This window comes from Agrobacterium sp. MCAB5 (genome assembly GCF_052114365.1).
Classification (GTDB): domain Bacteria; phylum Pseudomonadota; class Alphaproteobacteria; order Rhizobiales; family Rhizobiaceae; genus Agrobacterium; species Agrobacterium tumefaciens.
Map to the genome: position 1 here is coordinate 45,255 of NZ_JBFREP010000012.1, position 24,006 is coordinate 69,260.

Below are 24,006 nucleotides of genomic sequence, written 5' to 3' on the forward strand. Positions count from 1 at the left end.
TCCGGACATTCGTCACCGTGCCCCATGAAACCGCCGCAGCCAATCCGCTCTTTCACAATCCGCTTTCAAGCAGGGACGATCTCGCAAAGGCTGTGATTGATCTCTTCAATCCGCTGCTTGCCTGTTTTTCGGCGGGCGGCGCGCGCGTGCAGTTGGGCGCGACAGGCGCGATATTTGATTACCCGGCTGCCGAACTGGAAGGCTTTGCCCGACCGTTATGGGGCATCGTACCCCTTGCCGCCGGCGGCTATGACTTTCCGCACTGGGATCTCTACCGGCGCGGATTGGCCAATGGCACCAACCCGGCCCACCCCGAATATTGGGGTGACACCGCAGACCGGCACCAACGATTGGTGGAGCTGGCGGCAATAGGCTTTGCACTCGCCATGGTTCCCGAACACATCTGGGAGCCGCTTGCGGAAACGGATAGAAAGACCGTCACGGTCTACCTTCTGGCGGCGCGCGAGCGGGAATTCGTCGATAATAACTGGAAGTTTTTCCGCGTTCTGATCGATCTCGGGCTGGAGCGGGTGGGTGTCGAATTCGACACGGCCAAGACCCATGCATATCTCGACGAAATAGAGGCATTTGATATCGGCAATGGCTGGTATCGTGACGGGCCGGCACGGCGTGTCGACCACTATATTCCCTTCGCCATGCATTTTTATGGGCTGATCTATACCGTGCTTGCGAAAGACGATGAGGCGAGAAAAAAACGGCTCATCGAACGCTCGAGAGTTTTCGCCCGCGACATGCGCCATTGGTTCGGGCCGGACGGGGCCTCGCTCGCCTTCGGGCGCAGCCAGACATACCGGTTTGCGGCGGGTGGTTTCTGGGGTGCACTCGCCTTTTCCGGCTTGCAGGCGCTGCCATGGCCAGAGATCAAAGGTTATTACATGCGGCATATCCGCTGGTGGTCGAAGCGGCCGATCGCGGATCGCGATGGCGTACTTTCCGTGGGATACGGCTATCCGAACCTTTTAATGAGCGAGAGCTACAATTCTCCCTGCTCGCCCTACTGGGCGCTCAAATTCTTCCTGCCGCTGGCGCTGCCCGCCGATCATCCCTTCTGGACGGCGGAAGAGACCAGATCAGAAGAATTCGCCGAACCCGTTTCATTGCCGGAACCGGGCATGGTTGCTTTCCATACGCCCGGCAACGTCGTTGTTCTATCCTCGGGGCAGCAGCACGACAGGATGCGCGGCGCGCAGGAAAAATATTCGAAATTCGTCTATTCCACCCGTTATGCCTTCAATGTCGAGGCGGATGACCGGCATTTTGCCGCCGCAGCTTTTGACGGCATGCTCGGTCTTTCCGACGATGGTGTACACTTCCGTACGCGCGAGACGATGGAAGAGGCATTGATTGCCGGAGACTGCCTCTATTCCCGCTGGAGGCCATGGGCGGGTGTGGAGATAGAGACCTGGCTCGTGCCGCATAATCCGTGGCATATTAGGCTGCACCGCATCCGGACCCCACGCGCGCTGCAAACATCGGAAGGCGGATTTGCCATAGAGCGCGCCGATTTCAACCGTGACCGAACAGAAGCGGGAGAATGCCGCGCTGTATGCTACGGCCAAAGCGACACAAGCGTCATTGTCGATCTTTCGCTCGGGGCTCGTCGTGAAGGACTGTGCCATCAGGCCATTGCCAACACCAATCTCATCCACGCCAGAACCCTCGTGCCGCAATTGCGTGGCACCGTTCCATCAGGCGAAACGCTGCTTGTTACGGCCTGCATGGCGCTACCCGCCGGCAAGGCGGCAGAAGCGGCATTGGTGACCTTACCGGATGCTCCCGATCTCACCGCGCTGGAAGAGATGTTCAGGCTTGAGGGACGTCGCGTTTCCGCCTTTGCACTCGATGAAAGCCGTGCAGGCTTGCCATTATGACAGACGAAACCCAGACTGTTTTCCAACGGCTGGATCGGCTGAATATCCTGACCTGGGAACGAAAACAGGAAGATATCGACCGTCCCGACCATCAGGCGCTGTTGCGCGGTCTTGAGCGCTCGGCCAATGCCAGTTTCGGGCAGGGCGTCTACATCGCCGCAAAAGCCGAGTTGCATACGGACAGGCTGGTGATGGGCGCGCAGTCCTGGATTGCCGGTTACGCAATCGTGCGCGGTGATATCGAACTTGGAGAAAACGTCTCGATCAACCCCTATGCCTGCCTTTCCGGCAGGGTGAAGATCGGTAATGGTGCGCGCATCGCCTCGCATGTCAGCATCGTCGGCTTCAATCACGGTTTTGACGATACCGACACCCCCATCTATCGCCAGCCGTTGACCTCGCTCGGCATAGATATCGGCGACGATGTCTGGATCGGCGCCAACGCAGTCGTGCTGGACGGCGTGAAGATAGGGCGCGGAGCGATTATTGCCGCGGGCGCGGTGGTGGCGAAAGACGTTCCCGCCTTGGCTGTTGCCGGTGGTGTTCCCGCCCGGGTTCTGAAATATCGCGGGGAAAAGGCAGATACGCCCAAGGTGCCTGAAACCGATCGCCTGTTGCGAGAACTCGGCGAGGAAATTGCCGGCGACTGGCTTGCCGCCATTCGCTCCTATGAGGAGGGGGGCTCCTATCGTTCAGCCGATGCATCCGGACATGAGGTCGAAAACGCCAGGCATCTGTGTGATGCTATCGAGATCGCCGCAGCCTTCGGGCAGCAAGAGACCGCCTTCGACGTCGAAAGAACCGTGGCTGGCCTTCATGCTATGCAGGATACCCAAACAGGACTGTTTTTCTCTGCCAACCGCCGCCCTTCATCGCCGCCGCAACAGGACCCAACGGTCCTCTACAATATTCTGGCTGTCGGATATGCGCTCGAATGTCTTGGCGCCGGCCCGAAACAGCAGATTGCTTTCGTGGAGGAGATGCGTGCCGACGCCCTCATTCTTCTTCTGGAAGAACTCCCCTGGCAAAACCGGGCATGGCATTGCGGCGCTACTATCGACGCCATCTCCACCGCGCTTTATTTCAACCGGCGCTACTTCGTATCCGGCGACAATCTCGCCGTACTATTTGGCTGGCTGATGGTGAATGCGGACAGAACTACCGGTCTCTGGGGTGACGCGACGACCGAGCAGGGCCTGCTGCAACCGGTCAACGGCTTTTACCGCCTCACCCGCGGCTCTTACGCCCAGTTCGGCCTGCCCGTTCCCTATCCGGAAGCGGCAGTCGACTCGGTCATCGCCAATTATCGCGCCTATGGCGGTTTTCAGGGTACGGAGTTTAACGCCTGCAACCTGCTCGATACGGTCCATCCCCTGCTTCTCTGCCTGGAACAGACGGATCACAGGCGGGACGAGGCAAAAGAGATCGCCCGTGAAGTTCTGAGACGCAATAGGGGGCGCTGGCAGAAAGGCAGCGGATTTGCCTTCGCGGAAGGGCATCCTGCCGGACTACAGGGCACAGAAATGTGGATGTCTGTTCTCTGGCTTTCGGCGAGGCTCCTCGGTGAACAACAGCTTCTGCCATTCCAACCGAGAGGCATTCATCGCTTTGAACCAGTGGAAATCCTCGGCGGCTGCCGCAGATTATGTACAAATATGAATGCACATCTTGGAGTTGATTTCATTTCCTCTTGATTTACCTTGTGTATTTCCGATGATGTAAGACGGACTTGCTAAACAACCGACTCTGTACTCGATGAGTCGTGCAAATGAACATAACAAACGCCAAACAGAAATTGCTTGATTTTATGTCTGTCCGGTCCGACAATCCGGACTTGGTGAAAGCGCAATATCGCGCCTTCACCCGGCAGATGCCGATGATGTATTTCATACTGATTTCAAGTACATGGGCGCTGGCGACTACACATCTGCAACTGGCGCCGTTTTGGCTCACCATTGGAATTCCGGCTTTTTTTACACTCGGCTGCACCGTCAGGATCGCGTTCTGGTGGAGGACCCGCGGTATCGATCCCGCGCCGAAGGTGGCTCATGCAGCGCTTCAGCGCACAAATCGCCTGGCGGCCGGCATTGCCGTGGTATTTACGCTCTGGTCTTTTCTGCTGGTGCCGTATGGGGACGCCTATACGCAATCCCACGTCGCCTTCTACATGGCGATTACCGTCATATCCTGCATCTTCTGTCTGATGTATGTGCGTTCGGCGGCGTTCATGGTCACGGCCATCGTCAACGGCGCCTTCGTCATCTTTTTTTTGGCCTCACAGCAACCGACATTCATCGCCATTGCCATCAATGTTCTGTTGGTCTGTGCGGGCATGATGTCCATCCTGTTGACCAACTACCGCAATTTCGAGCGCATGATTGTTTCGCAGCAGCGCACGGAAGCGCTGAACAATGAGAACCTGCTGCTTGCCAATATTGACAGCCTGACGGAACTGCCTAACCGCCGCGCCTTTTTCGCCCATCTGGAAGCCGAGATCGAGAAAGCAAGGGTGGCGGGAACGCGGCTGGCGCTGGGCGTTATCGATCTCGATGGGTTCAAGCCGGTTAACGACCTTTACGGCCATTCCGTGGGCGACAGGTTGCTCGTCAGCGTCAGCAAACGTCTCACAGATACTCTGACGACCAGCAGGGCATTTAGACTTGGCGGAGACGAATTTGCGATCGTTGCCCCCATCATACCTGACGATGCACAACTCGTTGCAAATGCGAACGTGATCTCGGAACGGTTGAGGGAGGCCTATCATCTTCCCGAGGGGACTGTGCATGTCGCTGCTTCCATGGGCATCGCCGTATTTCCGTGCCTTGCTCTGACGCTTGAGCAACTTTTCGACCGTGCGGACTATGCGTTGTATCACGCCAAGAAAACCCGGCGCGGCGATGCCGTCCTCTTCGATGCGGAGCACGAAAAGCAGATCAATATCGAAGCTCGTATCGAACATCTGCTCAAGCAGAAAGAGATAGAAAACGAGCTTTCAGTCGTGTTCCAACCGATCGTCGACATACGCGATGGAAGAGCTGCGGGCTTTGAAGCACTGGCGCGCTGGCACAGCCCGGTCCTTGGGCATGTCCCGCCTGCCCAGTTCTTCGCCATTGCCGAGCGGGCCGGTATCGTCAGCTCGCTGACGCGGCCTCTTCTTCGAACCGCTCTCGCTTCCGCATCGGTATGGGAGCCATCCCTTAGACTGTCCTTCAACCTCTCGGCCCATGACCTCAATTCCTGCGAAGGCGTGCTGTCATTGATCGGCATCATCGAAAACAGCGGCTTCGACGCAACACGTATTGACCTTGAAATTACCGAAACGGCCTTTGCGCATGATTTCGAACAGGTCAGGCAGTCGGTCGAAATGCTGCGGCGGCTCGGTTGCGGCATTTCGCTGGACGATTTCGGCACCGGTTATTCCAGCCTGACACGGCTGCACGCTCTCCCCCTCACCAAGATCAAGATTGACCGCAGCTTCGTCACGGATCTGCACGAAAAGCCAGCCAGCTACAAAATCGTTAAATCGCTGCTCACGCTCAGCCGCGACATGGGGTTGGAATGCGTGGTGGAAGGGGTCGAAACACTGGAGGAACTCGCGGCCCTTGAAGGTCTCGGTGCTACGCTGGTGCAGGGTTATATCTATGCGGCACCACTACGAGAACAGGATGTCCGTGAGTTTCTTTCCGGACAGGCAAAAAAGCACATGATCCTGTCAGCCTGAAGTGGCCTGGGTTTTTCGGCCCCGATTTTCCGGCTGCGATGCCTGCCTGCTGATGTTGATCCGGGGAAGGACAGGAAACAGGGCTCGGCTACTTCTATCATGGCGTAGAAATGTCTGCTTTGAATAGACATGTTTGCTTTTTCTGCCCGGCAGGTTTTTAGCGTCCGCCTTGTTTTCCGCGCAATCCAGGCGCAGTATAGGCTTCGTTGTGCTGGCAGCACGGCTCCCCGGTGTCAGAGAGGCACCGCCTCTTCTTCGTTGTCCTTTAGTGAATGTTTGCGCTGACGGTGCCGTATTTCTTTGCGGTAATCACCGAGATGTCACCTATTGCGGCACGAGCATGCTGGTTGACGGGCGATTACGCTGCCACCAGTTGCACAACGCAGACCATCTGCATTTCTCCAGTGCCATTTCATGGCATCTGGTCGTTTCGCTCCTGGATTTTCTTGGTACCACCCGGACACGACACCGCATTTAGTCCTTAGGGATGTCTGGCTCAAGCACCACTCCGATCGATAGGGACTTTCGACCGAGAGACAGGAACGCAGCAGTCGCAATGTAGAATAAAACCGGCTCCACGCGGATCAAAGCCGCGCTGAAGCCTCGGATGAAAGGCAAGACCATGAATAGTTATAACGACCAAAGACGCCAGGCGCTCAGGATCGAAGTTTGGGAGAACGAAGGCGGGACTTCCGTCGCCGATACGGTTGACTCCCAATATGGAAGAAGGATCGAGAGGGACCAAACCTGGACCATATATCATGTATTCACCGGTGTGCCGGTACGGGTGGGTGGCCGCAGGCTGACTGAACTCAGCATATCGGAAGCAACCGATGGCATGCTTTCACTCAATCGTCGTAACGTTTTGCGAAGGGAAGAACGCAGCAGGTGTGAAGCATGACACTGGCTTTCCCCAACTCGGCCCGCAGTTTTGACGATGTGCGTAAAGCTGTGCGGTTTTTCGGCCATGACGGCATGTTCGAAATCCGGTTTTTTGTCGAAGCCGCTGCACTCGCTAAGGGCGGCGTGCATGCAACAGGCATGTCGGAAGCCCAATGCCTTTCGTCTTTTGACGCAATGCGCACGCCGATCTACGAGGCTGCCAAGAAGGTGTATGCCAAGTACCGGCGCAATTTGAACGTCCTGACGACTTCCGACTTCGGCTAGAGCACATCCTGTTTAAACAAAATTTTCTGACGTGCTCTAGCTATTTGTTTTTACGCATTTTCCGGGCGTAAAACTGCTACGCACTTTAGGAAATGCGCGACCATTGCGGGATCATGGAATGGCGCGCGGGCCGGCGGCTACGGTTGCGACGTCGCGAGCCAATGCATCATCGATTTCAGTTGGTGACACCTGAAGGAACTGGCGGCGGTTCATGGCGACAGCGACCGCGGGAATCTCTAGATGGGTTCCCACGCGGCGATACGCCGTGAAGCTGAGGCCCTCTATCAATTCCTCGTCTATGACCAGGCGATAAGTGCCCGCTCCCAAGGGTTCCGAAAGGGCCTCCAGACGGAACGGATGCGTGAATGTGATTTCGGTCTCTGTGGTTCTTTCGATCATGTCCAACACCGCTTTCGGTTGCGTTAAAACCCGCACAGTTACAGCCGGTTATCGCAACTATGCGCCGATCAGGATGTAAACGATCAACGCCACACTTGCCGCAGACAAGACGTAGCCAGCCAGCGTTGCGAGATTCTGTTTTGTCGGTTGGTGGAATATGGAAGACATGGCGTCCTCCTTTGTCGGGGCCAGGGTATTCAACCCTTAAACAGCAGCGCCCGTACTATAGCTGCTGGAACAAACACAGTGGACCCGTTTCATTCGTTTAGCAATGAAACAATCCTGATAATCCGAGGTGCTGATCGAAGACACCTCTATGTGAAGGCGAGGAGCGCCGTCACTCGTCTCGCGATTGCCCTTCTCCGTCGGAAGGCCGCAAAAGTCTCCGATATGCCAAAATTCGAATGCCTCACCAAATGATCTTGACAGGGGGCAAGTTTTGGATTTCCTTGTAAACCGGTTTAGTAAATCGCTTTACAAGCTCTATCAAGAGGCCAAAGGCCCACGGGAACAGGAACGGGAAGAATGATGGCGCCAAATCGCGCGACCAGTCTGAAGGATGTTGCCCGCACGGCGGGTGTTTCCGTCGCTACGGTGTCGCGGCTGCTCAACGGCTCACTGGAATTGCCTGCGGACACGAAGGCCCGCATCGAAGACGCCATTCGCCAGCTCAACTATGTTCCTAACCCGCATGCCCGGCGTCTGAGCCGTGGGCGCTCCGATACGATCGGTCTCGTCGTTCCCGATATCGGCAACCCGTTCTTCGGCATGCTGGTTGCAGCAGTGGAAGAGGAGGCAGACAGGCGCGGTCTTGCCGTATCGCTTTTCGCAACGTTGAACCGGCCGGGACGCGAACTGTCCTATCTGCGGCTTCTTGCCCGCAACCATGTCGACGGGCTGGTCTTCGTTACCAACCACCCCGATACGGACGAGCTTGCCGAGCTTATCAGCGCCACCGGCAAAGTCGTTGTGGTCGATGAAGACGTCAGTGGGGCATCCGTGCCGAAGCTGTTCTGTGACAATGAACAGGGCGGCCGCTTGGCTGGTGAACACCTTGCCGGATATGGCCACGAACGCGTACTTTATGTCGGCGGCCCGGCAGAGATGCTCAGCACGCAGCGGCGTTTCCTTGGGTTGGAGGCGGCGTTGCGGACACATTGCGGCTCCGAGCCGTCGATCATGCGCTATTGCGGCGACTATACCGCGGAGTTCGGTCGCGAGGCGGCCTTGCGTTTTCTTTCCGAAGGCCGTCCCGCCACGGCAATTTTCGCCAGCTCCGACGAAATCGCCATCGGGATGATTGAAGTCTTGCGGGCGCAGGGTGTGCGCATTCCGCAGGACGTATCGATGATCGGCTTCGACGATGTCGGCCCGCTGCATCTGTTCGATCCGCCGCTTACCGCCATTCGCCAGCCGGTCAGGGCCATTGGCCAGCGCGCCCTGTCGTTGCTCGCCGAAACCAATTGGGAACAGGAAACTCCGGCCCATCCGGAAGAGCTGCTTCCCGTAGAAATCGTCGTGCGGAGCTCCGTTGCGCCGCCGTCGAAACAATAATTGCGACGGACAAAACCAACAGAGGAAGAACGCAAATGACAATAATCAAACGCAGATATTTCTCCGCAGCCCTTGCCGCCACCTTTCTGGCCGGGGCGACGCTTTCCGCCGGCATTGCCGGTGCCGCGGAAAAGACGATAGCCCTGGTGCAGATCAACCAGCAGGCCATCTTTTTCAACGACATGAACAAGGGTGCGGAAAAGGCGGCGAAGGAAGCGGGCGTCAAGCTCGTCATCTTCAATGCCAATAACGATCCGGCAGCGCAAAACAGCGCCATCGAGACCTATATCCAGCAGAAGGTCGATGGGATCGCGGTCGTTGCCATTGATGTCAACGGCATCATGCCTGCGGTAAAGCAGGCCGCCGAAGCGAACATCCCAGTGGTCGCTATCGACGCAATATTGCCGGAAGGGCCTCAGAAGGCACAGATTGGCGTCGACAATGCCAAGGCTGGTGCCGACATGGGCAAGTTCTTCGTCGACTATGTGAAGTCAGACATGGGCGGCAAGGCCAAGATCGGCGTCGTCGGGGCCCTCAACTCATTCATACAGAATATCCGCCAGAAGGGCTTTGAGGACACGCTCAAGGATCAGCCCGGCATCACGGCGGCTGGCGTCGTTGACGGACAGAACGTGCAGGATACGGCTCTTTCCGCAGCGGAAAACCTCATAACCGGCAATCCGGATATGACCGCAATCTACGCAACGGGTGAACCGGCCCTTCTCGGCGCCGTCGCTGCCGTCGAAAGCCAGAGCAAGCAGAAGGACATCAAGGTCTTCGGCTGGGATCTGACCAAGCAGGCGATCGCTGGCATCGACGCTGGTTATGTCGCGGGTGTCATTCAGCAGGACCCGGCGGCCATGGGTGCTGCGGCCGTCAAGGCGCTGAAGACTGTTTCTGATGGTGGCAGTGTCGAAAAGACGATTGCCGTGCCCGTGACCATCGTCACCAAGGCCAATGTCGAGCCCTACCGGGCGGTCTTCAAATGATCGCCGGCGGACAGCACCCAACCGCTGTCACCGGCGCTGGGGGAGATATTCTCCCCCAGCATCTCTCCGGTGCGGCGCAAGAACCGCGCGTCTCGCTTCGCGGTATCGTAAAAACCTTCGGTTCACATCAGGCGCTGCGCGGCGTCGATCTCGACATCTATCCCGGTGAATGCCTGGGCCTTGTCGGTGACAACGCGGCTGGAAAATCGACGCTGACGAAGGTTATTTCCGGAACCTACATTCCGGATGAAGGATCCATTACGCTCGAAGGGGAAGAGGTCCGTTTCTCCGGTCCCGCCGATGCGCGCAATCGCAATATCGAGATGGTCTTTCAGGATTTGAGCCTCTGTGACCATATAGACGTGATCGGCAACCTGTTTCTTGGGCGCGAGATCACCAAGGGTCCGTTCCTCGACCGGCAGACGATGTTGGCCGAGGCCCGCAAGATGCTCGACGCGCTGGAAATCCGTATTCCAAGGTTGACGGCCAAGGTGGAAAAACTCTCCGGCGGACAGCGGCAGGCAATCGCAATCGCCCGTGCGGCGTCCTTCAATCCCAAGGTCCTGATCATGGACGAACCCACTTCGGCGCTTGCCGTAGCAGAGGTGGAGGCCGTTCTGGCGTTGATCAACCGGGTCAAGGCCAAGGGCGTGTCCGTCATCCTCATCACTCATCGTCTTCAGGATCTGTTCCGCGTGTGTGATCGCATCGCCGTCATGTACGAGGGAACGAAGGTCGCCGAACGGCAGATCAACGAAACCAGCCTCGAAGACCTCGTCAAACTGATCGTGGGAGGTCGCCATTGACCGTCTACACTGAACGCGCCAAGGGCTCACCCGTCGCCGATTTCATCGCCGAAAACGCGCAGGTCTTGTCCATAACGGCCTTTTTCATCGCCTGCATGCTGTTCTTTGCCGTAAGCACGGATACGTTCCTGACGGCAGGCAACCTGCTGAACGTCGTGCGTCAGGCCGCTCCCATCCTCATCGTTTCCGTCGCCATGACGCTTGTCATCATCACCGGCGGCATCGACCTGTCGGTCGGCTCCATGGTTGCGCTGATCAACGCCGTCGGTGCCATCCTCATGGCGGCGGGCTATCCGTGGCCTCTGGTGCTGGTCGCCATGCTCATGCTCGGAGCCGTGCTTGGTCTCTTGCAGGGCTGGTTCATTGCCTATCAGGGCATTCCGGCCTTCATCGTTACGCTCGCAGGCTTGTCCATCCTTCGAGGGGTCGCACTCTATATCACCCAAGGGTATTCGGTGCCGATTCCGGATGCGCCCGGCTTCTTTTTTCTCGGTCGCGGAGACCTGTTCGGTTTCCCGGTGCCGGCGCTGATCGGTATCCTCATCACTGTCGTGGCCTATGTGGTCATTTCGTCCACCCGCTACGGACGCCGGGTCGTGGCGGTAGGCTCCAATCTGGAGGCTGCCCGTCGTGTGGGTATGCCGGCAAAATGGATCCTTGCATCGGTCTATCTGGTCGCAGGCGTGGCATCCGCAATCGCTGGGCTGCTGATCGCGTCACGCCTTGGCTCGGGTTCCTCCAATGCTGCTGTCGGCTTTGAGCTGCAGGTCGTGGCAGCGGTTGTGCTTGGCGGCACATCTTTGATGGGCGGACGCGGAACCATTCTCGGCTCCGTGCTTGGCACCATGACCATTGCCGTGATCGGCAACGGGCTGATCCTGATGCATATTTCGCCCTTTTTCACACAGATCGTCACGGGCGCGATCATTCTTGCCGCCATCTGGCTGAACACGCGCATCTTCACCACCAACTTCCGCTTGGGTTCCAGAAAAAAGGGTTGAGGCCATGGTGGATGAACTCTCGAAAGGCCATATTCGCTCCGGCAATTTCATGACGGTTGCCGGTCCCGTCCCGGTGGAAAAGCTCGGCGTGACGCTGATGCACGAGCATATTCTCAACGATTGCCGCTGCTGGTGGCACGCACCGAAAACGCCGGAGCGGCAATATCTGGCAGAGGGCTTGGTCTGCCAGGAAATCCTCGGCGAACTTCGCCAGGATCCCTTCGTCAACAAGCACAACATCACGCTGGATGATGAGCCGCTTGCGATTAAAGAACTGCATGAATTCGCCGCTCAGGGCGGCCATACAGTGGTGGAGCCGACCTGCCAGGGTATCGGCAGAAATCCGCTTGCCCTCAGGCGGATATCCGAGGCGACCGGGCTCAACATCGTGATGGGGGCGGGTTATTATCTGGCCTCCTCCCATCCTGAGAAAGTGGCAGCGCTCAGCATCGACGACATCGCCAATGAAATCGTTCACGAGGCGCTTCAGGGCGTCGACGGAACCGGCGTGAAAATCGGTCTGATCGGAGAGATCGGTGTGTCCTCGGACTTCACCCCCGAGGAGCAAAAATCGCTGCGGGGTGCGGCGAGGGCGCAGGCCCGTACAGGTTTGCCCCTCATGGTGCATCTTCCGGGCTGGTTAAGGCTGGGTCACAGGGTTCTCGATGTAGTCGAGCAGGAAGGCGCGGATGTCAGTCACACCGTTCTGTGTCACATGAACCCGTCGCATGATGACCTTGGCTATCAGGGAGAACTTGCCGGCCGCGGTGCCTTCATCGAATACGACATGATCGGCATGGATTTCTTCTATGCCGATCAGCAGGTCCAATGCCCGAGTGACGACGAAGCGGCCAAAGCCATCGTCCAGCTGGTGGAGCGGGGATATCTGGACCGCATCCTGCTTTCCCACGATGTTTTCCTGAAGATGATGCTGACGCGGTATGGCGGCAATGGTTACGCCTATATCCTCAAGCATTTCCTGCCGCGATTGAAGCGGCATGGTCTGGATGACCTCACCTTGCAAATCCTCATGCGGGATAACCCGCGCTCGGTCTTCCAGGCGAAGACGTGACGAACCCATAGAAATGGAACGAAAAATGATAAAGAAAATACTTCTCGTGGGCGAAAGCTGGGTCAGCTCCGCCACTCACTACAAGGGCTTCGACCAGTTCGGCAGCGTCACCTTTCACTTGGGCGCGGAACCTCTGGTAAAGGCGCTCGAAGGTAGTGAATACGAGCTGACCTACCTGACGGCTCATGATGCTGTCGAGAAACTTCCCTTCGATATGGCGGGGCTGGATGCGTATGACGCGATCATCCTCTCTGACATCGGTGCCAATTCGCTGCTTTTGCCGCCTGCGGTTTGGTTGCACTCGAAAACCGTTCCAAACCGTCTGAAGCTTCTCAAGGCATGGGTCGAAAAGGGCGGCGGCCTGCTGATGGTTGGCGGATATTTCTCGTTCCAGGGTATCGATGGCAAGGCCCGGTGGCGTCGCACCCCCGTGGAAGATACGCTTCCCGTGACCTGCCTGCCATGGGATGACCGCGTTGAAATTCCAGAAGGATCGACGGCCGACATTCTGATGCCGGATCATCCCACCGTTGCAGGTCTTTCCGGCGAATGGCCGCTTCTCCTCGGTGTCAATGAGGTAGAGGTGCGCGAGCGCGCGGATGTGGACGTGGTCGCCCGCCTGCCTGCGGAGCAGGGCGGTCATCCGCTTCTGGTCACCGGCGTTTTTGGCCAGGGTCGGACAGCGGCGTGGACGTCCGACATTGGTCCGCACTGGCTCTCTCCCGCCTTCTGCGAATGGCAGGGCTACGGCCGTTTGTGGAAAAACATTCTGGGCTGGCTGACAGAAGCTCGCTGAGCGCGGCGGCATGTATCGGTGGAGAGGATCGTCAGTTGGACAAAATATCCGCGAGCTCAAGGATATCGGGAAAGGCTGAAAGCGTGCCCCGACGACTGACGGTCAGCGCAGATGCCTTTGCGCCATGCCTCAACGCCCGTTCATCCACACTGACGTTTCTCAACGCGGCGGAGGCCAGCGTGACGGCCATGAAGCAATCGCCAGCACCCGTCGTGTCGACAACGCCAGTTTTTTCGGCGGGCACGGTCAGGCATTGGTTTGTCGTGCCAAGCATCGAACCCTCGCCGCCAAGGGTGAGGATGACCTGGCGGACACCGGCTGAAATGAGCAATTTTATCGCTGTCGAGCCGGTATCCCCGGTCAGGGCGGCCGCTTCGCCGCGGTTGAGGAAAGCGATGTCCGTGAGCGGCCAGAGACTTTCAAACCAGGGTTGGAGAGGTGACGGATTGAATGCGGTGATCATTCCCGTTGCCTTTGCCTGCGACAGTGCGAGACGGGTGGTTGTTTCGCCCAGATTGCCTTGCACGACGAGAAGGTCGCCGGGGCTGGCTGTACCAAGGGTTCCGGCCACGTCTTCCGGGGTCAGGGATTGTGCGCAGGCGGTGGTCGTGACGATGCTGTTTTCACCATCGGGCGTGTTGAAGATGATGGAGAGATCGCTGGTCTGCCCATCCATGCCAATGAGGTCGGCGGTCAGAGGTTCGGTTGCAAGGCGGGCGCGGATGGTCGCAGACCTGTCATCTGTACCTACAGCAGCAGTCAATGTGGTATCGAGCCCGCATCGGGCCATGACAATGGCTTGATTGCAGCCTTTTCCGCCAAGATCGCGGAAGGCCTGCCGGCCGAAAATCGAAGCCCCGGCTTCCGGCAGGGCGGAAACGGAATAGGTTTCGTCGAGCGCGATATTGCCGATGACGAAGGCACGCATGAAAAACTTTCGAGAGGACAAGGCATGCAGATCATATCCGACAATAGGGCGAATGCCATCCAGGAAATCTTTGGTCGTGACAAGGCCTTGATCGGCATGGTGCATTGCCCGCCGTTTCCCGGAGCACCAAGGTATCGTGGCGCGGCCATGGATGCCATCTACGACGTCTGCATGCGCGATGCCGAGGCTTTGATCGAAGGCGGTATGCATGGTCTTCTCGTTGAAAACCATGGCGATATTCCCTTTTCCAAGCCGGAGGATATCGGTCATGAGACACCTGCCTTCATGAGCGTGGTGACTGACCGGGTCGCGCGGGCGACTGGCGTTCCGCTCGGTATCAACGTGCTTGCCAATGCGCCGATCCCGGCTTTCGCCACTGCCATGGCAGGCGGGGCGAAATTCATCCGCGTCAACCAGTGGGCCAATGCCTATGTCGCCAACGAGGGTTTCATGGAAGGGCGTGCGGCGGAAGCGATGCGTTATCGATCCCTGCTCAGGGCCGAGCACATAAAGGTTTTCGCCGACAGCCACGTCAAGCATGGCGCGCATGCTATCACGGGTGATCGTAGCATCGATGAGCTGACCCGCGACCTTGCCTTCTTTGATGCGGATGCGGTGATCGCTACTGGCCAGCGAACCGGCAACAGCGCAACGATCGCGGAAATCGAAGAGATCGGGCAGGCCACACATCTTCCGCTTCTGGTCGGTTCTGGTGTTGGGGAAGCCAATATCGTTGAAATCCTGAAGCGCACCAGCGGTGTCATCGTCGCTTCGTCGCTAAAACAGGGCGGTGTCTGGTGGAACCCTGTCGAGCCTGCCCGTGTGCGATCGTTTGTTGAGGCGGCGCAGCCAGGGCTTTCGGGTTGAGGGCAAACGGGAAATGATGATGACGCAAACTCTTTCGATCAACGGGCAGCGACTTATCGATCGACTCGACCGGTTTGCGCAAATAGGCGCGACGGCAAAGGGTGGCGTAAACCGCCAGGCCTTGACCGGCCTCGACCGGCAGGCGCGGCAATTGCTGACGGAGCTGGCGCTGCAGCGCGGCTTCAAGGTCTTTCAGGACCCGATTGCCAATCTGTTCATTCGCCGCGAGGGGCGCAACCCGGATCTGTCGCCGCTGCTTATCGGCAGTCATCTCGACAGTCAGCCTGCAGGCGGTCGTTTTGACGGTGCGCTCGGCACGCTCGCAGCTTTTGAGGTTCTGGAAACACTCGAAGATTGCGGGGTGGAAACCGAGCGGCCGGTGGAGGTCGTGTCGTTCACGAATGAAGAGGGCTGCCGCTTCGCGCCGGGCTGCATGGGCTCCATGGCCTTTGCGGCCGGTTCAATTCCAAGCGCCTGGGAGACCATGCGCGCGACTGACGGGGCGCTTTTCGCAGATGAACTCTCCGCCACGCTGGAAAGTCTCCCGGTTGCCGCGATGCGGCCTCTGGGCACGCCGGTTTTCGCTTATCTCGAGGTCCATATCGAGCAAGGCCCTTCATTGGAAAAAGAGGGCTTACCGATCGGCATCGTCACCGGCATACAGGGAACGCGCTGGCTGGAGGTGATTATCGACGGGCAGACCGCCCACGCTGGAACAACGGCGCTGCAATATCGGCATGACCCCATGCAAGCCACGGTCAACGCGCTGTCTGAACTCTATCGCGACATCATGCCAGCCGATCCGGCCGCGCGTTTCACGATTGGCCGAATGGCCCTTGAACCCGGCGCGGTGAACGCGATCCCGGCAACGGTGCGCTTCACGATCGATTTTAGACACCCTTCGCTGACAACAATCGGCGTCATGGAGCAGACAATCCGCATGGCTATCCAGCAGGCAGCGGCGGACACAGGCTGCTCGGCGACTATTTCGCAGATTTTCGACATGCCGCCGGCAAGTTTTCCGGATGAATTGCTTGCCGTATTGGATCAGGCCGCACAAGAGCGGGACTTTGCAACAAAGAGAATGCTCTCCGGCGCATTCCACGATGCGCTTTTTATGAACCGCGTCGCGCCATCGGCCATGATTTTCGTACCCTGCCGGGATGGTCTCAGTCACAATGAGGCTGAATATGTGGAGCAGGAGCATAGTATTGCGGGTGGCAACATGCTCTTGGCTTCGCTTCTCCAGCTGCTAGCGCCGACGGGAGCGTCGTAAATCGAATGTTTGCTGGGTGCTTTCGCCCCTTCGTAGGGTTGCTCCGTTTGCAGATCACTGCGCGCTGGCCGATCGCGAGTGTAATTCGGTTGAGAAAAAGCCGAAATGAATCAGCGCTGTAGCAAGCGATCGTATGAAACTACGTTTTGCTTGAAACTTTCCTCCTGTCGCTCTCGTCACTTGTGCTGTTCCCCGAGACAGGAACGACAGGCCTTCAGAGGCGCGCTTCCGCGCCGAGGCGATTAGGGAAGAGGAATATTCAATGTTCAAGTCCGCAATCCGTACGCTCGCCCTTGCGACGGCAATCTCGACTCTTGCTTCGGGTGCCTTTGCTGAAAATCCAAAGGTCGGCGGTGCTGCAATGTACGAAAACAAGAACATCATCGAGAATGCCGTCAACTCGAAGGATCACACCACGCTGGTCGCCGCCGTCAAGGCTGCCGGTCTCGTAGAAACCCTTCAGGGCAAGGGACCGTTCACGGTCTTCGCTCCGACCAATGAGGCCTTTGCCAAATTGCCGAAGGGTACAGTCGAAACTCTGCTGAAGCCGGAAAACAAGGCGCAGCTGACCAAGATCCTGACCTGTCATGTCGTGGCGGCCGATGCCATGTCCAGCGCCATCGAGAAGATGATCAAGGATGACAACGGCACCCATGATGTGAAGACGGTCGGCGGCTGCATCCTCAAGGCGAAGGAAAGCATGGGCAAGATCACCCTGACCGACGAAGCGGGTGGTGTTGCGCATGTGACGATCGCCGACGTCAAGCAGTCGAACGGCGTCATTCATGTCATCGACAAGGTTCTGCTTCCGAAGATGTGATTGCTCTTATCTTCTGCATGCCTGATCCGGCCACCTCCTCGGTGGCCGGATTTTTTTGTGCTCGACGTTGCTTCTATCGGTGAGGCAATGGTTTGCCGGCATCGCGTACGGCAGGCCGCGGGGAGGAATGCCGGGCGCATCCCTGAGGGCACGACGGCAGACGGCATGCCTGCCCGCATGTTCTCCTGTTCCGTTATCGAAAACAGAAACAGAGTGCGCTATCTTGCCTTCCGGCCCTGGTTGACGTACTCGAAATCGATAGGACCCTGGGCCGATTAACAATAGTGTTTCGTGGCGCTGCGTTTCGGCGCCATACACCTCATGACGTTGGGATTGCGATGAACCTTTACTTGGATTACCTGGCTGAGATCGAAAGCAGAAAAACTCAAGGGCTCGCTCCCAAGCCGATCGACGATGGCGGATTAACCGGCGAAATCATTGCCTTGATCAGGGATACCGGTAGCGAATATCGCGCGGATGCCCTCAAATTCTTCATTTACAACACCTTGCCAGGCACCACGAGCGCTGCCGGCGTCAAGGCCGCCTTTCTGAAGCAGATCATTCTGGGCGAAACTGTCGTTCCGGAGATCACGCCCACTTTCGCCCTTGAACTGCTGTCGCATATGAAGGGTGGCCCCTCCATCGAAGCGCTGCTCGACATCGCCCTTGGTGATGATGCCGGGCTTGCCCAGCCGGCAGGCGAAGTGCTGAAGACGCAGGTCTTCCTCTATGACGCCGACATGTTCCGGCTGCGCGATGCCTTCAAGGCGGGCAATACCGTCGCGAAGGGCGTTCTTGAGAGCTATGCCAAGGCTGAGTTCTTCACCAAGCTTCCCGATGTCGAGGATGAGATCAAGGTCGTGACCTTCATCGCCGCCGAAGGCGATATCTCTACCGATCTTCTGTCCCCTGGCAACCAGGCGCATTCGCGCTCCGACCGGCAGCTGCACGGCCAGTGTATGATCACGCCGGAAGCGCAGGCGGAAATCGTCGCGCTGCAGAAGCAGCATCCCGACAAGCGGGTGATGATGATCGCCGAAAAGGGCACGATGGGCGTCGGCTCGTCGCGCATGTCGGGCGTCAACAACGTGGCGCTGTGGACCGGCAAGCAGGCCAGCCCCTATGTGCCCTTCGTCAACTTCGCCCCGATCGTTGCCGGCACCAACGGCATTTCGCCGATCTTCGCCACCACTGTCGATGTGACGGGCGGCATCGGCATCAACCTCAAGAACTGGGTGAAGAAACTCGGCGAAGACGGCAAGCCTATCCTCAACAATGACGGCAATCCGGTTCTGGAGCAGAAATATTCGGTTGAGACCGGCACCGTTTTGAAGATCGACGCCAAGAACTACAAGCTTCGTGACGAGAACGGCACGGAACTGGTCGATCTCTCATCCTCCTTCACACCGCAGAAGATGGAATTCATGAAGGCAGGCAGCTCCTATGCCATCGTCTTCGGCAAGAAGCTCCAGACGTTTGCGGCGGAAACGCTTGGCGTCGAGGCCACCCCTGTCTTTGCGCCCAACAAGGAAATCTCCATCGAAGGCCAGGGCCTCACCGCCGTGGAGAAGATCTTCAACCGCAACGCCGTTGGCGTGACGCCTGGCAAGGTGCTGCATGCTGGCTCGGATGTCCGCGTGAAAGTGAACATCGTCGGCTCGCAGGATACGACCGGCCTGATGACCGCGCAGGAACTTGAGGCGATGGCGGCAACCGTCATTTCGCCGCTGGTGGATGGTGCGTACCAGTCGGGTTGCCACACGGCCTCCGTCTGGGACAAGAAGGCGCAGGCGAACATTCCGAAGCTCATGTCCTTCATGAACAACTTCGGCGTCATCACTGCCCGCGACCCCAAGGGCGTCTATCATTCGATGACGGACGTGATCCACAAGGTGCTGAACGACATCACCGTGGACGACTGGGCGATCATCATCGGCGGCGACAGCCACACCCGCATGTCCAAGGGCGTGGCCTTCGGTGCCGACTCGGGCACTGTGGCGCTGGCACTGGCGACGGGCGAGGCGACCATGCCGATCCCGCAATCCGTCAAGGTCACCTTCAAGGGCAAGATGCAGCCGCATATGGATTTCCGCGATGTTGTCCATGCGACGCAGGCGCAGATGCTGAAGCAGCATGGCGACAACGTTTTCCAGGGCCGCATCATTGAAGTCCATATCGGCACGCTGCTCGCCGACCAGGCCTTCACCTTTACCGACTGGACGGCCGAGATGAAGGCCAAGGCGTCGATCTGTATCTCTGAAGACGAGACGCTGATCGAGTCGCTGGAAATCGCCAAGTCGCGTATCCAGATCATGATCGACAAGGGCATGGATAATGCCGCCCAGACACTGAAGGGCCTGATCGCCAAGGCAGATCAGCGTATTGCCGAAATCCGCTCGGGCGAAAAGCCCGCTCTGACCCCTGACGACAATGCGAAATATTTCGCTGAAGTCGTCGTGGATCTGGACGTGATCGACGAACCGATGATCGCCGACCCCGACGTCAACAACACCGATGTCTCCCGGCGCTACACCCATGACACGATCCGTCCGGTGTCCTATTACGGCGGCACCAAGAAGGTCGATCTGGGCTTCGTCGGTTCGTGCATGGTGCATAAGGGCGACATAAAGATCGTCGCCCAGATGCTGAAGAACATCGAGAAGGCCGAAGGCAAGGTCGAGTTCAAGGCGCCGCTCGTGGTCGCGGCACCGACCTATAACATCATCGACGAGCTGAAGGCGGAAGGGGATTGGGAAATCCTGCAGAAGTATTCCGGCTTCGAGTTCGATGATCTCAAGCCGAAGACTGCCAACCGGACGGAATACGAGAACATCCTCTATCTGGAGCGCCCGGGCTGCAACCTTTGCATGGGCAACCAGGAGAAGGCGGAGAAGGGTGATACTGTTCTGGCAACCTCGACCCGTCTCTTCCAGGGCCGCGTTGTTGAGGACACTGCCGAGAAGAAGGGTGAATCGCTGCTGGCCTCGACCCCTGTCGTGGTACTGTCGGCAATCCTTGGCCGCACACCGAGCGCTGAGGAATACAAGGCCGCCGTGGTAGGTATCGATCTGACCAAGTTCGCACCGCCGAAAGCTGCGCCAATCGATTCCCTGTCTGTCCAATACTAAAGTATTTCCGGGCGTAGGACTTTTACGTCCGGAAAAACGTTTGAAACCAAAGATATAGAGCGCGTCCACCGAATTCAGTTGAAACCGGACGCGCTCTAGGGTTGAAATTACCCGTCAAATTCTTTGCAAAACGCCACAATCACGCGAAAAAACGCCGGCACATAACTTCTGATTAATACGCCTGCGGCAGAATAGGAATGATAATTACTTTCGATTAAATATCTATCCGGCAAGAAGCGGCGAGTATGTCTGAAATACGCTCATTTATTGCGGACGATCTCGTGTCCGTGGCTGACATGTTTCACCGTTTTTTGCGGAAGAAAGATGGGGCCGCGACAGATGATCTGACCTCATATTTGCGCGCCGTCTTTCTCGAAAATTCAAACATAAACCCGGATATTCACTCCAAGGTCTATGTGCGCGACGATGGCCGCGTGTCTGGATTTCTGGGCGTTTTGCCCGTGGCAATGGAACTTAATGGCCGGAACATACAGGCCGCTGTCTGCTCTTCCTTTGTCGCTGAAGACCGTGAGACCGATCCCTTTGCCGGAGCGCGTTTGCTGCGCGAAGTTTTGGGTGGACCTCAGGAGCTGACATTCGGGGAGACGATCAACGACGTTTCCGCTGATATGTGGAAGACGATGCGCGGCCAGCTGCTCGCCTCCTACAGTCTCGATTGGCTGCGGATTTTACGCCCGGCTTCATTCGGGCTGGAAATAGCCGCTGATCGTTTCTCCAGCACTTTCCGCGCGCTGACGCCGTTCAGCAAGATCATCGACCGCACCATTTCGGCGCGTGGCCATGGGCGAGCATTATCCTATTACGCATCACATCCGGACAAGGTGGACAGCTTTACCGACGACGACGCGAGCGATACCGAATTCGCGCGCCTGGCACGGGAACTCGTCGGCCACTTTCCGCTCCATCCCGTTTGGACCGAGGAAAGCCTGTTGCACATGCTCCAACACGCCAAACGCAAACGACTGCACGGCGAACCAGTCCAGCGGATTGTGAGGGCCCGCGGCGGCAGAGCGGTGGGGCTTTTTCTTTACCACGGCAATCCAACGGGCATCGGCCGGACGCTGCAGATCATGGCCGTGCCCGGGCAGGAGCAGATCGTGATCGACCGGCTGATCCGCAATGCCTATGATCGTGGTCTCGCGGCCATCAGAGGTCGCACCCAGCCGGCACTGCTGCGGGCGATGCTCGGCAAGAAATGCACGTTTCTGCATGCGTCATCCACCATCGTGCATTCGCGCAATGCGGACCTCCTCAAGGCAGCGACGGATGGAACGGCATTCTTTAACGGCTTTTGCGGTGAAAGCTGGACGCGCCTCATCGGTGACAGCTTTGGTCAGGCGGTCGAGTAATGTGCGGAATTGCCGGATTTTATCGACACGACATGCCGGCCGAGCACGCAAACGAGCGCCTTGCGCTGATGGCGTCGCGTCTTAAGCATCGTGGTCCAGATGCGCATGGAGCCCTGCTGCGCTGCGATGTCGGCCTTGCCCACGCACGGTTGGCGATTGTGGGCATTGCCGATGGCACGCAGCCGATGCGCACCGTCGAAGACGATCTTGCCATTTCCTTCAACGGCGAAATCTTTAATCACGTCGAACTGCGCGAAACGCTGTCCGCACGCGGCCACCATTTCCGCACCCACTCCGACACCGAAGTCATCCTGCATGACTATCGAGACAAGGGGCTGGATTGCCTCAACGAATTCAACGGCGATTTTGCCTTCGCCCTGCACGACGCCCGCAACGACACGCTGGTGCTTGCGCGTGACCGGATGGGTGTCCGGCCGCTTTATTATACGTGGCATGAAGGTACGTTTTATTTCGCATCCGAGATCGGGGCGCTTCTGGCGTTGCCGGGAATGACGGCCGAGATCGATCCGGTGGCGCTGGATCAGATATTCACCTTCTGGTTCCCGTTGCCGCCGCGCACCGCCTTTCGCGGCATTCACGAATTGCCGCCCGGTCATCTGATGATCCTGCGCGATGGCGCGTCCACGGTACGGCGCTGGTGGCAACTTTCCTATCCTGACGGCAAGGACGCAGCACCGCCGGCAAGCCTTGGCGCGCAGGTGGAAGAGCTGACGGCGCTTCTGGCCGACGCAACGCGGATCAGGCTTCGCGCCGATGTGCCTGTCGGCTCCTATCTGTCCGGCGGGCTCGATTCCTCCCTCGTTTCTGCCCTGGCTGCGCAAAGCGTTAGCCGAGGCCTGCGCACATTTTCGCTGGCCTTCGAAAGTGCGGAGCACGACGAAAGTATCTGGCAGAAAACAATGAGCCAGCATCTTGGCGTCGCATCCGAAACCACGGAGTGCTCAACTGCGGACATAGCGCAATACATGCCTGAGGTCATGGAGCACGTGCAGACGCCCATTCTTCGCACAGCACCGGTGCCGCTTTACCTGCTTTCCCGGCATGTGCGCGAACGGGGAATGAAGGTGGTGCTGACCGGTGAAGGTGCTGATGAGCTGTTCGCTGGCTACGATATTTTCCGCGAAGCGCGGGTACGGCGCTTTTGCAGCCGCCAGCCGCAATCGGCTCGCCGGCCGAAACTGTTCCAGCGGCTTTATCCCTACCTTCCGGGGCTGAAACAGCAGACGCCGGATTATCTGGCACGCTTCTTCTCCTTCGGCGCAGAAGCCACCGACGAACCGCTGTTTTCCCATCGGCCGCGCTTGCGCTCTACGGCGGCGGCGAAAATCTTCTTTTCAGCGGAATTGAAAGCGCAGCTTGGCGACTACGACGCTGCGGCCGATCTTGCCGCGCAGTTGCCGGAGGATTTCCGCCGCTGGCATCCGCTTCATCAGGCGCAGTACCTCGAGACAGCATTTCTCTTGCCCGGCTATATTCTGTCCAGTCAGGGAGACCGGGTCATGATGGCAAATGGAGTGGAAGGCCGGTTTCCGTTCCTCGATCCCCGTGTGGTGGACTTTGCCGCAGCGCTCCATCCCGAGGCGAAACTGCGCGGTCTGAAGGAAAAGTATATCCTCAAACAGGCTGCAGCCGAGCTGGTGCCCGATGCGATATTAAACCGACCCAAGCAGCCCTATCGCGCGCCCGACGCAGAAGCCTTCGCGGATGCCGGCTATCTCGAAACCGTACTTTCTACCGGTCAAGTGAGGACCACCGGCCTGTTCAATGCCCAGGCGGTGGAAAAGCTGACAACCAAGGTGCGGCAAAAACAGGCGACCGGCTTTCGCGACAACGCCGCCTTCGTCGGCATACTCTCGACCCAGCTTCTGCATGCTGCCACGACCCAGAATTCCACAATGTCATCGCAAAAAATCGAAGGAAGCTCCAAATGACCAATGAAAGCACCGGCATGAAAGCCGAAATTCGCGGTTTCATCATCGAAAACTTTCTGTTCGGTGACGAAAGCCGGCCGTTTGGCGACGATCTTTCGTTGATCGACAATGACATGGTCGATTCCACGGGAATCCTCGAATTGGTGAGCTTCATCGAGGAACGCTACGGCGTCCGCGTTGCCGACGGCGATATCGTACCGGCCAACCTCGATACGATCGACAACATCGCCGCTTTCATCGGTCGCAAGCAGACCGCCTGAAATTTCGG

20 protein-coding genes are annotated in these 24,006 nt (G+C 58.0%); 18 read left to right on the top strand and 2 right to left on the bottom strand.

What is annotated here, in order from left to right; translation table 11 throughout:
• The first annotated feature begins 17 nt into the window (after positions 1-17).
• The 5 genes from AB4Z23_RS22735 (at position 18) to AB4Z23_RS22755 (ending at position 6,780) form a co-directional block, all read left to right on the top strand.
• On the top strand, positions 18-1,892 hold the full coding sequence (locus AB4Z23_RS22735; RefSeq protein WP_441360803.1) for a DUF2264 domain-containing protein: 1,875 nt from the start codon (positions 18-20) through the stop codon (positions 1,890-1,892).
• Positions 1,889-3,586 (top strand): acyltransferase, encoded by a 1,698-nt coding sequence (locus AB4Z23_RS22740; RefSeq protein WP_441360804.1) that lies wholly within the window; start codon positions 1,889-1,891, stop codon positions 3,584-3,586. Before AB4Z23_RS22735 ends, AB4Z23_RS22740 begins: the two co-directional genes overlap by 4 nt.
• Positions 3,587-3,660: 74 nt before the next feature.
• Positions 3,661-5,613, top strand: coding sequence for a putative bifunctional diguanylate cyclase/phosphodiesterase (locus AB4Z23_RS22745; protein WP_013762205.1), 1,953 nt, complete (start codon positions 3,661-3,663; stop codon positions 5,611-5,613).
• A gap of 607 nt (positions 5,614-6,220) precedes the next feature.
• Positions 6,221-6,514: a hypothetical protein gene (locus AB4Z23_RS22750; RefSeq protein WP_025595135.1), complete on the top strand. Its 294-nt coding sequence runs from the start codon at positions 6,221-6,223 to the stop codon at positions 6,512-6,514.
• A complete protein-coding gene (locus AB4Z23_RS22755) occupies positions 6,511-6,780 on the top strand; it encodes a DUF1488 domain-containing protein (protein ID WP_013762208.1) in 270 nt (89 codons plus the stop codon). The genes AB4Z23_RS22750 and AB4Z23_RS22755 overlap by 4 nt, the downstream gene beginning before the upstream one ends.
• 111 nt (positions 6,781-6,891) lie before the next feature.
• Here AB4Z23_RS22755 and AB4Z23_RS22760 read toward each other — a convergent pair whose 3' ends face one another.
• Positions 6,892-7,179, bottom strand: a complete 288-nt coding sequence (locus tag AB4Z23_RS22760; RefSeq protein WP_013762209.1) for a hypothetical protein — start codon at positions 7,177-7,179, stop codon at positions 6,892-6,894.
• Between the two features lie 528 nt (positions 7,180-7,707).
• Here AB4Z23_RS22760 and AB4Z23_RS22765 point away from each other — a divergent pair.
• The 6 genes from AB4Z23_RS22765 to AB4Z23_RS22790 are packed head-to-tail and all read left to right on the top strand — an operon-like array spanning position 7,708 to position 13,397.
• Positions 7,708-8,733, top strand: a complete 1,026-nt coding sequence (locus AB4Z23_RS22765) for a LacI family DNA-binding transcriptional regulator (protein WP_013762211.1) — start codon at positions 7,708-7,710, stop codon at positions 8,731-8,733.
• A gap of 35 nt (positions 8,734-8,768) precedes the next feature.
• The gene (locus AB4Z23_RS22770) at positions 8,769-9,722 is read left to right on the top strand and encodes an ABC transporter substrate-binding protein (RefSeq protein WP_025595134.1); all 954 of its coding nucleotides are present in this window, start codon (positions 8,769-8,771) and stop codon (positions 9,720-9,722) included.
• Positions 9,719-10,528 (top strand): ATP-binding cassette domain-containing protein, encoded by an 810-nt coding sequence (locus AB4Z23_RS22775; protein WP_013762213.1) that lies wholly within the window; start codon positions 9,719-9,721, stop codon positions 10,526-10,528. The genes AB4Z23_RS22770 and AB4Z23_RS22775 overlap by 4 nt, the downstream gene beginning before the upstream one ends.
• Positions 10,525-11,529, top strand: a complete 1,005-nt coding sequence (locus AB4Z23_RS22780; protein WP_003518264.1) for an ABC transporter permease — start codon at positions 10,525-10,527, stop codon at positions 11,527-11,529. Before AB4Z23_RS22775 ends, AB4Z23_RS22780 begins: the two co-directional genes overlap by 4 nt.
• A 4-nt stretch (positions 11,530-11,533) precedes the next feature.
• Positions 11,534-12,601, top strand: coding sequence for a phosphotriesterase family protein (locus tag AB4Z23_RS22785; protein WP_013762214.1), 1,068 nt, complete (start codon positions 11,534-11,536; stop codon positions 12,599-12,601).
• Positions 12,602-12,626: 25 nt separating this feature from the next.
• Positions 12,627-13,397, top strand: a complete 771-nt coding sequence (locus tag AB4Z23_RS22790; RefSeq protein WP_025595133.1) for a glutamine amidotransferase — start codon at positions 12,627-12,629, stop codon at positions 13,395-13,397.
• Between the two features lie 31 nt (positions 13,398-13,428).
• On the opposite strand, the gene AB4Z23_RS22795 is transcribed toward AB4Z23_RS22790, so the two are convergent.
• A complete protein-coding gene (locus tag AB4Z23_RS22795; RefSeq protein WP_013762216.1) occupies positions 13,429-14,325 on the bottom strand; it encodes a ribokinase in 897 nt (298 codons plus the stop codon).
• Between the two features lie 24 nt (positions 14,326-14,349).
• On the opposite strand from AB4Z23_RS22795, the gene AB4Z23_RS22800 reads away from it, so the two are divergent.
• From AB4Z23_RS22800 to AB4Z23_RS22830, 7 genes are all read left to right on the top strand, one after another.
• Positions 14,350-15,192: a BtpA/SgcQ family protein gene (locus AB4Z23_RS22800; protein WP_025595132.1), complete on the top strand. Its 843-nt coding sequence runs from the start codon at positions 14,350-14,352 to the stop codon at positions 15,190-15,192.
• 19 nt (positions 15,193-15,211) lie between these two features.
• Positions 15,212-16,468: a Zn-dependent hydrolase gene (locus AB4Z23_RS22805; RefSeq protein ID WP_025595131.1), complete on the top strand. Its 1,257-nt coding sequence runs from the start codon at positions 15,212-15,214 to the stop codon at positions 16,466-16,468.
• Positions 16,469-16,730: 262 nt separating this feature from the next.
• Positions 16,731-17,288: a fasciclin domain-containing protein gene (locus AB4Z23_RS22810; RefSeq protein ID WP_003518253.1), complete on the top strand. Its 558-nt coding sequence runs from the start codon at positions 16,731-16,733 to the stop codon at positions 17,286-17,288.
• A 338-nt stretch (positions 17,289-17,626) separates the two neighbouring features.
• Positions 17,627-20,416, top strand: a complete 2,790-nt coding sequence (locus AB4Z23_RS22815; protein ID WP_112178896.1) for a bifunctional aconitate hydratase 2/2-methylisocitrate dehydratase — start codon at positions 17,627-17,629, stop codon at positions 20,414-20,416.
• Positions 20,417-20,661: 245 nt separating this feature from the next.
• A complete protein-coding gene (locus tag AB4Z23_RS22820; protein ID WP_013762220.1) occupies positions 20,662-21,786 on the top strand; it encodes a hypothetical protein in 1,125 nt (374 codons plus the stop codon).
• On the top strand, positions 21,786-23,738 hold the full coding sequence (gene asnB, locus AB4Z23_RS22825) for an asparagine synthase (glutamine-hydrolyzing) (protein WP_025595129.1): 1,953 nt from the start codon (positions 21,786-21,788) through the stop codon (positions 23,736-23,738). The genes AB4Z23_RS22820 and asnB overlap by 1 nt, the downstream gene beginning before the upstream one ends.
• Positions 23,735-23,998: an acyl carrier protein gene (locus AB4Z23_RS22830; protein WP_003518245.1), complete on the top strand. Its 264-nt coding sequence runs from the start codon at positions 23,735-23,737 to the stop codon at positions 23,996-23,998. The genes asnB and AB4Z23_RS22830 overlap by 4 nt, the downstream gene beginning before the upstream one ends.
• Positions 23,999-24,006 lie beyond the last annotated feature (8 nt).

Excerpts from the sequence above, each read along its gene's own strand:
- AB4Z23_RS22740 (WP_441360804.1), top strand. The coding sequence starts at position 1,889 with ATGACAGACGAAACCCAGACTGTTTTCCAACGGCTGGATCGGCTGAAT.
- AB4Z23_RS22745 (WP_013762205.1), top strand. The coding sequence starts at position 3,661 with ATGAACATAACAAACGCCAAACAGAAATTGCTTGATTTTATGTCTGTC.
- AB4Z23_RS22750 (WP_025595135.1), top strand. The coding sequence starts at position 6,221 with ATGAAAGGCAAGACCATGAATAGTTATAACGACCAAAGACGCCAGGCG.
- AB4Z23_RS22755 (WP_013762208.1), top strand. The coding sequence starts at position 6,511 with ATGACACTGGCTTTCCCCAACTCGGCCCGCAGTTTTGACGATGTGCGT.
- AB4Z23_RS22760 (WP_013762209.1), bottom strand. The coding sequence starts at position 7,179 with ATGATCGAAAGAACCACAGAGACCGAAATCACATTCACGCATCCGTTC.
- AB4Z23_RS22765 (WP_013762211.1), top strand. The coding sequence starts at position 7,708 with ATGGCGCCAAATCGCGCGACCAGTCTGAAGGATGTTGCCCGCACGGCG.
- AB4Z23_RS22770 (WP_025595134.1), top strand. The coding sequence starts at position 8,769 with ATGACAATAATCAAACGCAGATATTTCTCCGCAGCCCTTGCCGCCACC.
- AB4Z23_RS22775 (WP_013762213.1), top strand. The coding sequence starts at position 9,719 with ATGATCGCCGGCGGACAGCACCCAACCGCTGTCACCGGCGCTGGGGGA.
- AB4Z23_RS22785 (WP_013762214.1), top strand. The coding sequence starts at position 11,534 with ATGGTGGATGAACTCTCGAAAGGCCATATTCGCTCCGGCAATTTCATG.
- AB4Z23_RS22790 (WP_025595133.1), top strand. The coding sequence starts at position 12,627 with ATGATAAAGAAAATACTTCTCGTGGGCGAAAGCTGGGTCAGCTCCGCC.
- AB4Z23_RS22795 (WP_013762216.1), bottom strand. The coding sequence starts at position 14,325 with ATGCGTGCCTTCGTCATCGGCAATATCGCGCTCGACGAAACCTATTCC.
- AB4Z23_RS22800 (WP_025595132.1), top strand. The coding sequence starts at position 14,350 with ATGCAGATCATATCCGACAATAGGGCGAATGCCATCCAGGAAATCTTT.
- AB4Z23_RS22805 (WP_025595131.1), top strand. The coding sequence starts at position 15,212 with ATGACGCAAACTCTTTCGATCAACGGGCAGCGACTTATCGATCGACTC.
- AB4Z23_RS22810 (WP_003518253.1), top strand. The coding sequence starts at position 16,731 with ATGTTCAAGTCCGCAATCCGTACGCTCGCCCTTGCGACGGCAATCTCG.
- AB4Z23_RS22815 (WP_112178896.1), top strand. The coding sequence starts at position 17,627 with ATGAACCTTTACTTGGATTACCTGGCTGAGATCGAAAGCAGAAAAACT.
- AB4Z23_RS22820 (WP_013762220.1), top strand. The coding sequence starts at position 20,662 with ATGTCTGAAATACGCTCATTTATTGCGGACGATCTCGTGTCCGTGGCT.
- asnB (WP_025595129.1), top strand. The coding sequence starts at position 21,786 with ATGTGCGGAATTGCCGGATTTTATCGACACGACATGCCGGCCGAGCAC.
- AB4Z23_RS22830 (WP_003518245.1), top strand. The coding sequence starts at position 23,735 with ATGACCAATGAAAGCACCGGCATGAAAGCCGAAATTCGCGGTTTCATC.